At 37.6% G+C, this 16,411-nt stretch carries 11 protein-coding genes; 6 read left to right on the plus strand and 5 right to left on the minus strand.

The window, feature by feature from the left end; all coding sequences use genetic code 11:
- Positions 1–127: 127 nt before the first annotated feature.
- Complete coding sequence (gene cas2 / locus K350_RS0126355; protein WP_028982475.1) at positions 128–457, minus strand: CRISPR-associated endonuclease Cas2; 330 nt, start codon at positions 455–457, stop codon at positions 128–130.
- Positions 454–1,404: a type II CRISPR-associated endonuclease Cas1 gene (gene cas1 / locus K350_RS0126360; protein ID WP_028982476.1), complete on the minus strand. Its 951-nt coding sequence runs from the start codon at positions 1,402–1,404 to the stop codon at positions 454–456. Before cas1 ends, cas2 begins: the two co-directional genes overlap by 4 nt.
- Positions 1,405–1,479: 75 nt before the next feature.
- Between cas1 and K350_RS0126365 the strand changes: the two genes are divergently transcribed.
- The 3 genes from K350_RS0126365 (at position 1,480) to K350_RS0126375 (ending at position 3,106) form a co-directional block, all read left to right on the plus strand.
- Entirely contained in the window at positions 1,480–1,659 is a 180-nt protein-coding gene (locus K350_RS0126365; RefSeq protein WP_028982477.1) for a hypothetical protein, read from the plus strand.
- A 404-nt stretch (positions 1,660–2,063) separates the two neighbouring features.
- Positions 2,064–2,552, plus strand: a complete 489-nt coding sequence (locus tag K350_RS0126370; RefSeq protein ID WP_028982478.1) for a toxin-antitoxin system YwqK family antitoxin — start codon at positions 2,064–2,066, stop codon at positions 2,550–2,552.
- Positions 2,549–3,106 carry a DUF4738 domain-containing protein gene (locus K350_RS0126375; RefSeq protein ID WP_028982479.1) on the plus strand — a complete coding sequence of 186 codons (558 nt, stop codon included), beginning with the start codon at positions 2,549–2,551 and terminating at the stop codon, positions 3,104–3,106. The genes K350_RS0126370 and K350_RS0126375 overlap by 4 nt, the downstream gene beginning before the upstream one ends.
- A 279-nt stretch (positions 3,107–3,385) precedes the next feature.
- On the opposite strand, the gene K350_RS0126380 is transcribed toward K350_RS0126375, so the two are convergent.
- Complete coding sequence (locus tag K350_RS0126380; RefSeq protein ID WP_028982480.1) at positions 3,386–3,643, minus strand: hypothetical protein; 258 nt, start codon at positions 3,641–3,643, stop codon at positions 3,386–3,388.
- A gap of 703 nt (positions 3,644–4,346) precedes the next feature.
- On the opposite strand from K350_RS0126380, the gene K350_RS0126385 reads away from it, so the two are divergent.
- Positions 4,347–4,676, plus strand: a complete 330-nt coding sequence (locus tag K350_RS0126385) for a WG repeat-containing protein (RefSeq protein ID WP_162144222.1) — start codon at positions 4,347–4,349, stop codon at positions 4,674–4,676.
- The gene (locus K350_RS0126390; RefSeq protein ID WP_028982482.1) at positions 4,619–6,112 is read left to right on the plus strand and encodes a WG repeat-containing protein; all 1,494 of its coding nucleotides are present in this window, start codon (positions 4,619–4,621) and stop codon (positions 6,110–6,112) included. Before K350_RS0126385 ends, K350_RS0126390 begins: the two co-directional genes overlap by 58 nt.
- A gap of 214 nt (positions 6,113–6,326) precedes the next feature.
- Here the strand turns inward: K350_RS0126390 and K350_RS0126395 are convergent, their stop codons facing one another.
- Positions 6,327–6,926 (minus strand): outer membrane beta-barrel protein, encoded by a 600-nt coding sequence (locus K350_RS0126395; protein ID WP_162144223.1) that lies wholly within the window; start codon positions 6,924–6,926, stop codon positions 6,327–6,329.
- A 126-nt stretch (positions 6,927–7,052) separates the two neighbouring features.
- Positions 7,053–8,096 (minus strand): PorP/SprF family type IX secretion system membrane protein, encoded by a 1,044-nt coding sequence (locus K350_RS0126400; RefSeq protein ID WP_162144224.1) that lies wholly within the window; start codon positions 8,094–8,096, stop codon positions 7,053–7,055.
- A 202-nt stretch (positions 8,097–8,298) separates the two neighbouring features.
- Between K350_RS0126400 and K350_RS0126405 the strand changes: the two genes are divergently transcribed.
- Complete coding sequence (locus K350_RS0126405; RefSeq protein WP_156027222.1) at positions 8,299–16,335, plus strand: T9SS type B sorting domain-containing protein; 8,037 nt, start codon at positions 8,299–8,301, stop codon at positions 16,333–16,335.
- The last annotated feature ends 76 nt before the right edge of the window (positions 16,336–16,411 follow it).

The raw sequence follows: 16,411 nt of genomic DNA on the forward strand, positions 1-16,411 counted from the left end.
ATTATTTGATTATTAGCTTGTTATCTCTGAAAATACGAATGAAAAATAGATCGAAATTCTGGTATTCTATTTAAAGAAAATGTTGTTTCTTAAATCCTCCTGAATTAAAGCGGGAGGATTTTTAATTTCAAAATAGTTCAAGTTGCTCAGGGTTAGAGTTTTTAACCTTTTGCTCACTGTTATAAAAGATTTCCATGAGACCAAATTGTTTATCCGTAATACACATTATCCCTACGTGGCCTTTTTCGGGTAAAAAGCTTTTCACTCTCTTTATATGAACTTCTGCATTTTCCCTGCTCGAGCTATGTCTTAGATAAATAGAAAACTGAAACATAGTAAAACCATCCTTAAGCATCTTTTTTCTGAATTCAGAGGCAACTTTGCGTTCTTTTTTTGATTCCGTCGGTAAATCAAATAATACCAGTACCCACATAATTCTGTATTCATTTAATCTCATATAAACCGGGGATAAGCTATTTTTCTGAGTTTCCCTTCAAAGCATTTTGCGAGGGATGAGGTTGTGCGTTGTACTCCAATCATTAAGGGACTTTTTTCTTCATCTATTACTACATCCATCGTTGGAATAGATAATAGTTGTTTTTTTGTAGAGTTGGTCAATTCGGTAAAATCTTCTCCATTTTTTATAATGCTATATACTAGACTATCGACATAAGGTCTATAGGGTTCCATAATATCATCTGCAAGACAATACGCGTTATATTGATTACGATGGTATATTCCCAGCGTAGGTAATAAGCCTGATCCGGTCAGACTTCTAGCTACTATTGCCCTTAAAATGGCATAACCGTAATTCAAAAGATTATTTGGGGGATGACCTTCTCTTTCCCTTTTAAATTCTATTAAATGAGATGCCAAGCTTGAATTTTCAATTAATTGGATATTGCTGAATAAATTTTTCCAATAAAAAACAGCTGCTCTGGCTTCCAAATTATCCGAATCTCCGGATTTCACGTCATCAGCCCACTTTAAAAGATTTTCATGGTTAATACCATTCTTTTTCAGAAGGAGTGCCTGGTTAAATATTTTTTGTTTTACAGTTTGTTGCCAAAGTTGTTTCTTTAAGGGAAGGGTAGCATCAGCTTGGGTTTTAAAACGTGCAGACTGGAGCTGGTTGCCATCAAGATTCAACATGAGTCCGGTTGGATGATGAGTATGATCACATGTAATAAGAGCAGCATTATTTGCCAGCAATTTCGCCATCAGGGAATGACTAATAGTGATTTGCTGATGATCAAGAATGACAACACCAATATCTTCGATTGGTACAGTATTCATTTTTGTAAGATCATCGATTCCCTTAGCTCCTGGGAAATTTATAACCAATTGCTCATCCCTTGTATTGAGATATGCCGGGTTGCCAAAATATAGAGTCTTCTTGATCATATTCCGTTCTTGAGAGGAAAGTAAACTTCTTTCAGAATTATATGTTCAAGGAGCGATTGGAATTTCAGATAAAAAATGATGGAGGTAGTAGATATTTATTCTTTAGTAATTTGGCTTTGTGCTTTGATTTCTCTCACTGGAATGTTTAATCAGAATAAAAACACTATTGACACCATCCCGATGCCAATAGATTCTATAAACATCATTCAGGTAGTCTTCGATTTTTTTAATCTAATCATAATTAAGCTGGTTTAAAAGTTCTTACTATTTCATTTGTTCTCCTGCATTATAAAAAGTCAAAGAGGAGAGAAGGAGCTCTGATATTGTTCAGAGAGGTTGACTTCAGTGAGGTACACCAATACTCACCTCGATAGTCATTGCATGGATAATCGGATCATATCTTAGCTGGTTTTAAAAATTTTTACTTCTTTAGTTAACTCCTCCAGCCTTCCGACAGGGCATTCTTACATTAATTCAGGTTTTATCATTTAGCTTCTGTCTTGTGCTGTGCAAGTCTGGAAGAGCTCTTGTAAAATGACCGAATGTAAATCCAGTAAACAATTTGAATATAGGTTTGAAATAGGTAATTTAGTACATTTAAATAATTAATAAACGTACGTGGTGAGTTTATAAATAAGTTATCCGGGGCATTTGAAATCATGAAGAATTTAAGCATAATATATATATTCTTATTGGCTCTCGTTAGTTGCGGTATTGAACGCTATGATGATGGCAGTAAATTATATAAGTTCTACTATTTTGATGGAACTCTAAAAAAAACTCAATTACAGAAACCTGGTGAAGGTATTGGAAATGGTTATTGGAAATATTATGATGAAGATGGTAATATTACTAAAGAATTTCAGAGGACTGGTGGAAAATCCAATGGAATGGTAAAATTTTATTGGAAGAATGGCAAATTGAAAGCTGAGGAATTTATGGTGTTTGGAGTATTGACTGGAAGCTATACGTCTTATTATGAGAGAGGGAGCAAAGAATATTTAGGTCAGAAAGTTAATGGTAAATTTGAAGGCGTTTGGTTGCATTTCAATGGAGACGGTGATACTCTACAAAAGTTCTTATATAAGAATGGAGAACTTATTGGGGAAACATCTCTTGCCCAGACAAAAAACAATAAATTAAAATGAATATTAGATTAAGAGACCTTTTATTGTACGTATTTGGAGTTGTTTTCATTTTGTCATGCGAAAGCAAAAAAAGTGGTCAACAATCTGAGAATAAAAAGTCATTGATAAAACGTGATACTATTACCAGTTATTTCCCCGAAAGGAGAGAGGTACATATTACTGATACAATTTTGGATCCTGAAAATGGATTTAAAGTGTTAATTAAAAAGACATCATTAAAGAATAAATTTGTAGTGCAGAGTTTTGAGGCTGATAATAATGAAGTACAAAAACATATTTACTATGACAATTCAATTTTAGTTAAAGTATTTTCTGATAACAAAGTCCTTTTAGATACATTATTAACAAAGGATAAATTAGAACAAATTGGAGACCGAGATTTCTTAAAGCAGGCTATATTGTATAATGCCTGGATTGATAGTTTTGATAAAGACAAACAAGAGGTTGTAGTTTTATTCTCAGTGAATGTTCCGGATACTGATTGGGCTTATGATTTTTCTATTATTGTATCAAAGGACGGTAGAAAAGAAATTTTGCTTGATCGAATCGAATAGTAAATCTGATTAAAATACTATTGACACCTCCCGCGATGCCAATAGTATTCCATAAACATCATTCAGGTAGTCGTCGATTTTTTAATCTAATCATAGTTTAGCTGGTTTTAAAAGTTCTTACTATTACATTTTTGTTCTCCTGCATTATAAAAAGTCAAAGAGGAGATAAGGAGCTCTGATATTGTTCAGAGTGGTTGACTTCAGTGAGGTACACCAATACTCACCTCGATAGTCATCGCATGGATAATCGGATCATAACTTAGCTGGTTTTAAAAATTTTTACTTCTTTAGTTCACCTGCCTTTGTGAAGAAATCAATAAGCAGATAAAAGATCTCTGATGTGTTTTTCAGATCAGAGCAGTAGACATCGTTTTCTGCATAGTAGATGTACATGAAAAAGACATAGATCAGCACCTTGTTCATGTCCTGAGGTGTAATCAGCTTGAGCAGGATGTCCAGCTCATCAATGATTTCCTGATTGAGTACAGTGTCTTCCTGTAAGATAACAGCTACTCTCTTTAATGGATTTGTTTCCATAAATGTTTGTTTGGGTTTTGTGCTTCGTTCCGCAAGCGGTTAAAAATAAGACGTAAAAAAAGCGTGGAACAGTAGCTACCGATATAGAGGTACCGCGAAGAACCCGAGATACAATAGCTACGCCCACGCAAAAGCGGAACACCAGCTATTCTTGTATCTCTGAAAATTCGCGGTTTTCTATATGCAAGAATATGCTAACGCAATTTTATTATATGTAAAAGTCTTTATGTCTTGACTCTATTCGATAATCATTACAGTGTTAAGGTTGAACGGGGCAAAGATAGGGAAAAAGTTGAAAACTGAAAGTCAAAAGTTTAAAGAAAAGTGAAGGATAAAATATATTAAACGAAGCGGATTCGCACTAGAAATGTGAGCGTTGGAAGAAGTTTTAAAAGTCAGTTTGATTAATGCTTATAGAGTTAGATAGTGCAGTGGGGCACGCTTTACGAAAGCCCGCCAGCCTGATATTTGACTATGTTCACGCAATTAGATGAAAAAACGTCCATTTGAGGCTATTAAATTAAAGTTGAAATAATAGTATAGATGCCTTATGGTTGTACATCATAAAAAATATTCTAAAATTACATTCAATTTCAAATTTTTATAGTATTAAAGTTTCATGAAGCAAAATCGTTTTTATCAAAATAGTAAATTTTTAAAAATTCTGAATTCATTTTTTCAGAAAAAGGACATTCTAATCTTAGTGAATAAACTTTTCATTTTTGCCTTTATATTTTATTTACAGGCCTGTAGTTCCGGTACAGATCCTGAGAGAAGATTACAGGAGTTAAAAGCGTTTAGGAAAATAAACTCTTATGCTCAACCCTGGAGCGGACTTGAGCCCTTTTTGGAGAAAGCTAAATGGGGATTTAAGGGTGAATATGGAAAGGTAGTGCTTCCTCCCATCTATGAAGACATCCATATACCCGGATCGGACAGCTTCTATGAATATCTGATTGTTAAGAAGGATGGCAAATGGGAGTTATATCCACTAGTGGTAAGCAGGTTATTCCATATAAGTTTGATGATATAAGATTTAACTATCAAAACTATTATGTTTTAAAGGATACTAAGTTTTCTGTGAAATCTGAAGATAAATGGGGAATGGTAGACCTTAAAGGCAAATACCTGATCTTGCCGCAATATGATTCTATAGGCAATTGCATCTCCATGCAATATTATTTTGTAAAAGTGGGTAAGGCAAATAAGTATGGATATGCAAGCTTTAAGAGTGGCAAAGAGCTTATTCCTGTTGAATTTGATTCCATATGGTTCTATGGAGACCGTTTTGTTCAATTTTGTTCCGGAAAAAAATATGGATTCTTTGATTTTCTAAAAAAGAAAAAAACAATTCCCGCTCTCTATGATGAAATTTTGCCCCCATACTATAAACGTCTCACAGTTCGAATAGGTGAAAAGTATGGTGTGATTGATTGGTCTGGTAAAACATTAATACCATTGAAATACGAAGCTTTAAGACAGCATCATAACTATGAGTATTTATTATCTGATGTAAAGGTTAAAGGTAAGTGGGGGATTATAGATTCTATGGGAAAAGTAGTATTTCCAATCCGCTATGACTCGATTTATTATAAAGAGGATTATGATTTAGCTAAAGTCAAGAATAATAACCTTTGGGGATTTGTAAGTAAGACAGGTGAAGAAATAATTCCTGTAATATATGAAGAAATAGACCATTTTTTTCCTCAGAAACTAATGATAGTAAAGAAAAATGGCAAGTGGGGAGTCATTGACAAAGACTCAGGTGTTGTGATACCTATAAAATATGATGCTATTCATTATGCAATGGTTGATGGAGCGAAACAACCCGATAGCCCGCCTACTAAAGTAATGCGGAATGGAAAATGGGGATTTATTGACAGTACTGGAAAGGAGGTTACTGAAATAAAATACCAAAATATCGGATTTACAAAAGGACGGATGATTGCTGTTAAGTATAATAATAAATGGGGTTTCATTAACTCCAAAGGAACTCCCATTACTTCATCGATTTATGACACGATTATTCCATTTCATAATTATCGTTCTTATGTATGCCGCAGGAATGGAAATTTATGGGGTATTGTAAATCCGATGGGGAAAGAGGTAACGAGCTTCGATCATGATGATTTGCATAAGTATTCTGACGGCTGGATTATTTTCAAGCGGAATGGGGATTGGGAATTGCTTAATGAGTCGGGCAAACCGATTGTATACTTCAAAGAGTTATATGATCAAATTATTCCCAACACTACGGATTTAACAGCTGTTATGAAAGACGACAAGTGGGGGTTTATTGATAATTCAGGTAAAGTAATAGTGCCATTAAAATATGATGAGATAACTTCTGGATGGACAAATGGAAAGATTGGGGTCAGCCTTGACAGCAAATGGGGAATAATAAATAATAAAGGAGTTTTAATCGAGCGTATTAAATCAGATTATGATAAAATGGCTACTGAAGAGTAAGATGTAATTTCATTTGATAGGATTAGTGATTTAATTTCCGTCATTAAGGTATTGAATACGGGCAATTTATAATACGTCCCATTATATTAGTTTTCATTCTTTTGGAAAGCTCAGATGCTTCGCAAGCTCAACATGAGCATGCAATGATTTATTATGTTGGCCTATGGTGTGCCACAGGCCAGGGATAAGAGCAGTAGTGATATCTTTGTAACTGCTAAAACTTATACCCTAATGTCACAAATGTATTGAAAGTCTTTATTCTATTATCGACAGGTATATCAAAAACATTGTTGAACGTAAATTGATAACGACTCGTCACGTGCCAATAAATATTTTCGTTTATGTTGCATCCTAAAGTAATACCTCCAAGGCCTGCAATTAAGAATGAATTATACTCTGGTTCAGCGGAATAATCAGAAGATGAGCCTATATTGAGCATAGGAGAAACACCAATGTGCGCCCCTAATACAAATGATTTATGAAGAGGAAATATATTAAAGGTTATTGGCGCTTCAATATATTTGCCTTTTACCTTGAATGTTTTATCTGCAAGGACACTTCCATTAACATCTGTAATAGTTACAATATCCTTATATCCATATGTTGAATAGCTTGGCTCAATTCCTATATCGAATATTTTTGAAATGCCTGGATAAAAAACAAGGCCAAAAGAAGGCGTTAAAATAGAATTAACATTCATGTAAGGACTATCAAAGTCTATTTTGCTAATGTTAATCCCTCCTTTAATTCCAATAGATTGAGAGAATGTAATAACGGGCAAAAGTGTAAAGATTAAAATAAAAATCTTCTTCATTGTATTGATGTTTATTGTTGAATAATTAAAAACAAAGTACAAAATTATTGAACAAAATAGATTTATCCAAAGAAGAGATTTCATTCTTTTTAAACCGTTAAAAAAGAACAGAATAAAGATAGATCATTAGTGGAACTCAGGACAAGGCAATACTTTAAGTTTCTTTATACCTTTCTTCTTATTGAAGATATAGGTGATATTCAGTTCATGTGCTCCGGCAGGACGGGCTGTTTTTAATTTGGAAACTATAAAATCATAACTGTATGTAAGCCTGAATTGCTTGATTCTCCATCCTGCCAATACGATCATAGATTCGTTATTCTGAAGTCCGGAATTATACTTCTTCACAGGAATACCTCTGTACCACACCCCAAGAACATATTCGTTGTAAAATAAATAGACTCCCATATCTAATTGATCTGACTTTCCCTGAAACTTATACTGAACAGTAGGAATAAGGTAAAGTGATTGTGTTGCATACCCCATGTGATTTTTAGTATCACCTTTAATAGCTTCAATTCTGTAGCCCGCAGTAATTGAATGTTTTAATGGTAGAGGGCTACTTTCGTTCCAGTAGGATTGATTGGGTCTGTTTAAATGATGTCCTGCATAGGAAACCCATATCTTTCTGGAATATAAAACCATACCTGAACCTACATCAGCAAATGTTTTTCTGTTTGAATTATAATGTGGATCATTAGTGGGGTTGCCTGTTAATCCCTGATCATCGAATTGATCGGGGTATTTAAGATTGGTGTAATCAATTGATCTGCTGATGAGTCCTAATTGTATTGCAGGTCTTAAAGCAAGGTTTTCTGAGAGTCCGATTTCATAAGAATACTGAATAGCTGCTTCAGTTGAATTGATATAATTTTTCCCTTGCCAGTCTTTTAAAATATATGCACCAAATCCGCTTTTATATTTTTCAAAATATCTGTCATATGATAAATAAGAAGTTATATACTTTGCTTCCAAAGCAGGCCATTGCAAACGTTGGTGAAATGTGATCCTGTCAGCATGTGCACTGCCTGCAAAGGCAGGATTTAAATATAAAGAAGCTGCATAAAATTGAGAAAATTGAATATCCTGACATTTCACTTTAAAAGTAAATGTTGATAAAACTAAACATAGTATTAAAGTGAATTGATTTTGTAAACTTCTAATATTCAATTTTTTTATCCTATTAATAATTGAAATGTAATTGTAAATTCTTTTAATGATGATCGATATCCAATCTTATAATATGTTTTTTACGTATGATTTTGGAAAATGATTTAGACAGGTAACGACATTTATTATATAAGCAGCATATCTGTATTGAGAAATTGCCTTTGTAATAAAAAATTTAACTGACGTTTAAGGGTAAATGTATTTGCAAAAAAATAAGCTTCATCTTATATGCCTGTTAGTAGGCATATTAATACTGTTTTCAAGTAATCCTATATATTCACAAGCCCCTTTAAGTTCTTGTGATCCTTCTACTCCTACTTTTGTAGTGGATTTGTCCGGCAATGCTGATAGTGCATGGTTTAGTCCCAGTGTTGTAAGGTCAGGTCTATGCTGTGGTCTGGATCCTAATGCCAGTCCACCGATTCGTTGTATTGAATTTGTGCTTACGTTGGATACAGGTGCACAAGGTATTCGGTTTGATATAGCATCCGGTGCTGTTCCTCCAGGCTCTTTAGGTTATCAGATCAATTGCGGACCTTATCATATGGTGGGTGAAAATATTTGTCTTGATGGGGCAGGGCCTCACAGACTTACATTTTGTAAACCGGGAGCCAATAAAAATATTTATACCATTGTTTCTATTCCCAAGCCTAATGTTACGCCTCCTGTTACAGTCAGTGATGCATGTAATGCAACATTGACTGCAGAAGGTTTTGATCCGGCAACGATTCAATGGACTTCGGTTCCTTACAATGCAGTATACAACAGTTATCTTAATTGCACATCAGCGTGTTCTACCGTAACTGCAACCTATCAACCTGGTGCTCCGCCATACATAGATTATCAGGTCAGTGGTGTTCCTATTGGAGGCTGTAATGCTAACCGTGTAACAAGAACAACAAGGGTATATTTTGTCAATGACAAAGCTGCACAGATCATGCCTAAGAATCCTACAGTTTGCTTTGGAAATTCAGATGCTACCATTACAGCATATGGCACAGGCGGGGCTCCACCATACACATACTTATGGAGTACAGGAGAAACTACACAATCTATCAATGTAGGAGAAGGAAAGTATTGGGTGCGCATAACAGATGCTACCAGTTGTCCTGCTGCAACTGATACTGTAACTGTTACCTCATATAAATTGCCTATTACTGCCAATGCAGGTCCTGATCTTATAAGCTGTGCTAATAATCCCTCCGTTGGTCTGGCAGGTACTGTAGCTGTTGCTACAGGAGGTATATGGTCAGGTGGAACAGGAACATTTAGTCCTTCCAATAGCTCATTGAATGTTACTTATACACCATCCGCTTCAGAAATAACTGCAGGCACAGCAAGGCTTACCTTAACAACAACAGGCAATGGAAGTTGTCCTCCTGCTACAGATGATGTTACAATTAGTATAGTTCCTTCACCTGTTGTAAATGCCGGACCTGACAGAACCATCTGTGCGAACAATGCATCTGTTGCTCTGAATGGAATCGTAACAAACGCTGGAGGAGGAATTTGGACAGGCGGGGCCGGGACATTCAGTCCGAATGCCAATACTCTTAATGCCACATATTATCCCACTGCTACTGAAATCAGTTCTGGTTCAGTAACGCTTACCCTTACATCAACAGGAAACGGAACATGCCTTCCGGTTTCTGATAATGTAATCATTACAATTACTCCTTCACCTGTCATCAATGCCGGACCTGATCTTACGGTCTGTGCAAATAATTCAATTACAAATCTTTCAGCTACTGTTTCTATAGCTTCTGGTGTAAACTGGACAGGAGGCACAGGTTCGTTTGCTCCCAATCGAAATGTTTTACAACCTTCTTATACACCTTCTGCAGCTGAAGTGACAGCTGGCTTTGTATTGCTTACCGTAACATCAACAGGAAATGGTAATTGCCTTCCTGTTTCGGATGATGTGCGTATCAATATTTTACCAGCACCAACAGTAAATGCAGGAGCGGACAGAACAGTCTGTGCAAATAATCCTGGTCTTGCGTTAAACGGATCTGTCACAGTCGCTACAGGTGGTGTCTGGTCCGGTGGTACAGGAACATTTAATCCTTCTTCAAGCGCTCTGAATGCAAGTTACACACCATCTAATTCTGAAATTACCGCAGGAAAGGTTACACTTACTTTAACTTCAACAGGAAACGGATTATGTAGTCCTGTATCAGATAACATGGTCGTGACAATTACGCCTGCACCTATAGTGAATGCAGGAACAGATGTAACTGTTTGTGGCAATAATTCATCTGTATCATTATCAGGTATTGTAACAATTGCAACCGGAGGACAATGGTCTGGGGGAACGGGGAGTTTTTCTCCCAATGCAGGTTCATTAGCTACTCAATACAATCCTTCTGCTGCAGAAATTGCTGCCGGTTCAGTTATCCTGACATTAACAAGTACAGGAAACGGTTCTTGTCTGCAGGTAAGTGACAATTTAAGAATACAAATTACTCCGGCGCCAATTGTTAATGCTGGCCCAGACTTAGCAATATGTGCTACTGCAAATAATGTTGCATTAAATGGAAGTGTAACTGTGGCGTCCGGTGGTACCTGGAAAACTTCGGGAACAGGATCTTTTACACCTAATGCTAATGCTCTTAATGCTTCTTATGTTCCTTCTGCATCTGATAAGACCTCAGGCAATGTTACTTTAACTTTAACAAGCACAGGTAATGGCAACTGTATTCCTGTAACAGATAACCTGCAGCTTACCATTTCACCGGCTCCTGTTGTAAATGCAGGACCTCCAAAAGTAATTTGTGCAGATGCGGGGAGTGTAAGTTTAACAGGTTCTGTATTAAATGCATCAGGGGGGATCTGGACGAGTAGCGGAACAGGAAACTTCTCACTGTCTAATACCAGTCTCAATACAAACTATAATTTATCACCAGGTGATAGAACTCCTCATGTGATCACCTTTACACTTACCAGTACAGGAAGTGGTGTTTGTAGTCCTGTATCATCTCAGACTCAGGTAACGATAACTCCAGCACTCACAATAAATGCCGGACCTGATATTACTGTTTGTTCTGATGTGTCGGATGTTCAATTGAACGGATCTGTATCCATTGCGACAGGAGTGATATGGAGTAGTTCCGGTTCTGGTAGTTTCAGTCCTTCACCTTTGGCTTTTAATGCTAAATACATACCTTCTGCTGCCGATAAATCTGCAGGATCAGTTTCTATCACTATTACCTCTTCAGGGAATGGAACATGTTTTCCAGTAACTGACCAGATGCAAATCAATTTTACTCCTTCACCTATTATAGATGCAGGGCCTGATGTAGTGGTTTGTTCTGATAATCCGGCAACTGCTTTAACTGGTTCTGTAACAGTTGCAACAGGAGGAACCTGGACAGGGGGGGCAGGAGTCTTTTCACCCGGAAGAAATGCTTTGTCTGTTACCTATACACCGACTGCTTCAGAGATATTAACCGGATCAGTGTTCCTGACTTTAACATCTACCGGAAACGGTACATGTATTCCTGTATCAGATAATGTTGTGATCAGGATAACACCAGCACCGATAGTGAATGCAGGCCCTGATCAGAACTTATGTGGAGATGTTAATTCAATACAAATCAATGGAACTGTATCAAACGCAACATCCTATAATTGGACAACAGGAGGAACAGGATCATTTACTAATTCCGGTGTTTTAAGCACTAACTATTTTCCAACCTCCGCAGATACTGCCAGTCATAGCATTACGTTTCAACTTTCTGTTACACCGTTGCCTGGATGTAATCCGGCTTCAGATGCAGTGACCATCAACTTTACACAAATACCTGTTATTGATGCAGGCCCTGCACAGTCTGTTTGTGAAAACGATATTCCGGTACAGTTACAAGCTTCCGGAGCCAAAGCAAGATGGTCGGGAGGGACAGGAACATTTTATCCTAATGACAGCACGCTCAATGCAAGCTATACTCCATCTGCTGCAGAACTGACTGCAGGATCTGTGGCGTTAACCATTACATCGATCGCCAACTCTGTTTGTCCTCAGGTTACAGATAACGTGACCATTAGTTTTATTAAAGGACCTGTTGTTAATGTAGGTCCTGATATAACTGTCTGTGCTGATACAGCAGGTGTTCCACTGACGGCTACTGTATCCAACAGTTCAGGTGCAAGATGGACATCGACTGGAACAGGAGCGTTTTCTCCAGATGATATTACGATCAATGCAACTTACGTTCCTTCTGCTGCTGATATTTTAGCGGGTAATGTCATGCTTACTTTGAGTACGACAGGAGCTACAATATGTGATCCTGTTTCTGATTACCTTATTTTAAGAATTACTCCTGCTCCTGTAGTGAATGCCGGATTTGATAAAACAGTTTGTGCGGATACAAGTTCCGTTCAACTGAATGGATCTGTTTCAGTTGCAGGAGGTGGAATATGGACAAGCAATGGCTCCGGCTCATTTAGTCCTGATAATCTCAGTCTCAATACAAGTTATCTTTTTACCAATGCAGATACTGCAGCTCATCAGGTTACTTTCACTTTAACTTCAACCGGAAATGGTTTATGTAAGCCTGTTTCTGATCAGGTGATAGTGAATCTGACGCCTGTGCCATTTGTATCAGCTGGTTCTGATATTCAGGTATGTCTGGATGTAACAGCAATACCTCTTTCAGGATTGGTCGCCAATACTTCAGGAATGCTTTGGACTTCTACAGGTACAGGATATTTTACACCTTCTCCGGTTACAAATGAAGTCGAATATATTCCATCGGTTTCGGATCGTACCTCAGGCGCGGCCACTCTTACTCTTATCGCTAATGCTACAGGGGTATGTAATGCGAGAACACACAGTATCACCATAAGTTTTACTCCAGCACCGACAGCTGATGCAGGCCCTGACCAAACGATCTGTGCCGACTCATCAATGATAAGTCTGAATGGTGCGGTAACAGTTGCAACAGGAGGAGCATGGTCGACAAATGGATCCGGTACATTTACATCACCTTCAACTCTTATTACAGATTACATTCTTTCTTCAGCAGACAGTGCTGCAGGTCAGGTATCCTTAACACTGACATCAACAGGTAACGGAACCTGTAATCCGGTAACAGATGAAATGGTGTTAAGAATTACACCTGCGCCTACAATCTATGCAGGGCCTGATGTAACACATTGTGCAGATGTACAGGCGGTAAATATTTTTGGACTTACTACAGTCGCAACCGGTGGAATATGGTCTTCCTCAGGTACGGGTACATTCTCTCCTGATCCGGCACAGCTTAATACTGCATATATTCCATCCGCTACAGATACTGCAAATGGTTCTGTTATTCTTACGATTACCAGTACTGGTAATGGAACATGTAAAGCTGTATTTGATGAGATGACTATTAACCTTACTCCGGCTCCTGTAGTTGATGCAGGTGTGGCAGGGCCCATCTGTATTGATATTATGACCAGCTCACTTAGCGGAACAGTATACAATGCAGGAGGAGGAACGTGGAGTACGTCTGGTTCCGGAATTTTTTCAAATGTCAATAACCTGATTACGGATTATATTCTTTCAGCTACAGATAAAGCCAATACTGCGGTCACATTATACTTGACCTCTACAGGAAATGGTATTTGTAATCCTGTTGTTGATTCACTTGAATTAAATATCAGCCCAGGCCCGATTGTGAATGCGGGCGCAGATCAGATTATATGTGCTGATGCAGATTCGGTTTTATTAAGTGGTGAATATTTTCTTGCAGGCGGAGCAAGATGGAGTAGTGCAGGTTCAGGTGTATTTACAGCTTCTGATACTTCAATGATTGTTTACTACAAACCTTCTGCTGCAGATACCACTGCTGGAAGTGTGAAGATATACCTTACCACTTTTGATAATATGGGTTGTAATCCTGTCACAGACAGCCTGTTTATTACATTTACGCCTGCGCCTGTAATTAATGCCGGAACAGATCAATTGATTTGTGTGAATCAAACTTCTATAAACTTGTCCGGTGCAGTAAGTGTCGCCACAGGAGGAATATGGGAGAGTACCGGAGCTGGAATATTTAATCCTAATAATACTCTTAATACAAACTATGCTGTGTCACCTGCCGATACTTCAAATGGAGTTTATTTTATACTAACCTCTACTGGCAATGGAACATGCAAACCCGTACATGATACTTTATTTATTGATTTTCAGCAACTGCCTGAAATTAGTTCAAGTGCTACCACTATATGTGCAGATAATTCAGGAGCACCACTAAGCGGGCAATATTCCAAAGCACAAGGAATCAAATGGACTACAACAGGAACCGGAAATTTTCTTCCTTCCGACGTTGATTTAAATCCAACTTATTATCCTTCACCAGCAGATTTTTCATCAGGAAACATTCAGATTCAATTATCTACAACAGGTAATGGAGTTTGTCCTCCAGCAACAGCTGACATTGCTGTTACAGTAAAACCTGCACCAGTGATAGATGCAGGTACAGATAAAGTCGTTTGCGCTGATAATCCACCGGTTAATGTAAGCGGAACCGTTACAAATGCTGGAGGAGGTATTTGGTCCAGTTCCGGAAGTGGAAGCTTTTCACCGGATCCAAGCCTGCTGAATGTCACTTACAATCCCTCTGTTGCTGACATAGATACCGGAACGGTTCGGCTATATTTTACTACCACAGGGAATGGTGATTGTTTTCCAAGAGTAGACAGTATGCAAATTACTATTACCCCGAGACCTGTTATATATGCAGGTGAAGATCAACTGATATGCCCTAAGCAAACAAGTGTTACGCTTAATGCTACTGTAAATAATGCTTCTGGCGGACAGTGGACTACAACAGGTACCGGTACTAATTCTTCACCATCATCTTTAAACAATACTTATACTTTATCTGCTGGCGATTATTCAGCTGGTCCTATGATGTTTATTGTAACTTCTACAGGAAACGGTTTATGTCAGCCTGTAAAAGATACTCTTATGTTATCAGTGCTTCCATTGCCGGACGTTGTCGCAGGTGCTGATCAGGCCGTATGTCGTGATGTGGATGCAATTGCATTCTCCGGAGGTTATACCATCGCATCTGGTGCTACCTGGTATTCAACAGGTACAGGTGTATTTTCTAATCCTAATTCAACTATAACGGTCTATTATCCTTCTAACCAGGATAAGGACAATGGTTTTGTGAAAATTTACTACAAGACGATTTTAGCAAATACCTGCAGACAGGTAACAGATACAGCATATTTGTATATGACACCTGTTCCTGTAGCACAAACTATATCTGATCAAATTGTATGCGTGGATAATGATCATATCAATCTGTCGGGAGATATTACCAATGCCTCAGGCGGAGGATGGACAACTTCAGGTTCAGGAGTTTTTCTTCCGAATGCCTCTGATTTGGATGCTTCTTATATAATCTCGGCACAAGATAAAAGTGCTGGATTTGTAAGGCTTATTCTTACAACAAATGGTAATTTAGGTTGCTCAAATACAGACTCGGTCGATGTTACAATTTACCCTATTCCTGATATAATATTAGGGAATGGGAATGCATGTATTGGAGATCAGGTAGTACTGAATGCTCAACCTTCTAATATTCCTGTGTTTGGAGAAGCAAGCTTTAGCTGGGAGAAAGGTAGTAATAGTTTACCGTACAATACCTCTTCTATAACAGTTACAGATCCAGGGATTTACAAGGTAAGATATCAGTTAGGGGAATGTTCAAGGCATGATGAAGTTAATTTGTCATTTCATCCCAAACCAACACCTCAGGTAGAAGATCTGGTAGAGTTTTGTAAAGAGACTCAGCAAGTTGTAACACTTGATGGTGGACCTGCAGATCATTACCTGTGGATAAAGTCAGGAAATACAGATAAACAGGAAGTTGTAAACCAGCCAGGAATGTATTATGTGCAGGTTTTTAATGAATTCAATTGTTCAAATGTCGATAGCATAAAGGTGGTAGATATTTGTCCTCCAAGAGTTTTTGTACCAGGTATATTCACTCCTAATGATGATGGAAGCAATGATAAATTCAATACCTTTGGCAAATATTTTACTGCTTATAAATTCACCGTTTTTAACAGGTGGGGAGAGATAATTTTTTATACAGAAGATCCAACTGAAGCATGGGATGGTACGTATTTAGGAGAACGTATGCTTAACGGAGTTTATCCATGGATTTTGTATTATGAAGGATTGACAGAGAGATACAGGGGACCGTTTAAGGAGCAGGGAAGTGTAACTGTAGACAGATAGATTTATGAAAAAAGTTTCACTCTATTTATGCCTGATAGTATTATGCTTTGTTTCTTGTATGAGAGACCAGTATAAA

The sequence above is a fragment of the Sporocytophaga myxococcoides DSM 11118 genome, from assembly GCF_000426725.1.
GTDB lineage: Bacteria > Bacteroidota > Bacteroidia > Cytophagales > Cytophagaceae > Sporocytophaga > Sporocytophaga myxococcoides.

What these genes read in the sequence shown, in the direction of transcription:
- cas2 (WP_028982475.1), bottom strand. Translation starts at nt 457, where the DNA reads ATGAGATTAAATGAATACAGAATTATGTGGGTACTGGTATTATTTGAT.
- cas1 (WP_028982476.1), bottom strand. Translation starts at nt 1,404, where the DNA reads ATGATCAAGAAGACTCTATATTTTGGCAACCCGGCATATCTCAATACA.
- K350_RS0126365 (WP_028982477.1), top strand. Translation starts at nt 1,480, where the DNA reads ATGATGGAGGTAGTAGATATTTATTCTTTAGTAATTTGGCTTTGTGCT.
- K350_RS0126370 (WP_028982478.1), top strand. Translation starts at nt 2,064, where the DNA reads ATGAAGAATTTAAGCATAATATATATATTCTTATTGGCTCTCGTTAGT.
- K350_RS0126375 (WP_028982479.1), top strand. Translation starts at nt 2,549, where the DNA reads ATGAATATTAGATTAAGAGACCTTTTATTGTACGTATTTGGAGTTGTT.
- K350_RS0126380 (WP_028982480.1), bottom strand. Translation starts at nt 3,643, where the DNA reads ATGGAAACAAATCCATTAAAGAGAGTAGCTGTTATCTTACAGGAAGAC.
- K350_RS0126390 (WP_028982482.1), top strand. Translation starts at nt 4,619, where the DNA reads ATGGGAGTTATATCCACTAGTGGTAAGCAGGTTATTCCATATAAGTTT.
- K350_RS0126395 (WP_162144223.1), bottom strand. Translation starts at nt 6,926, where the DNA reads ATGAAGAAGATTTTTATTTTAATCTTTACACTTTTGCCCGTTATTACA.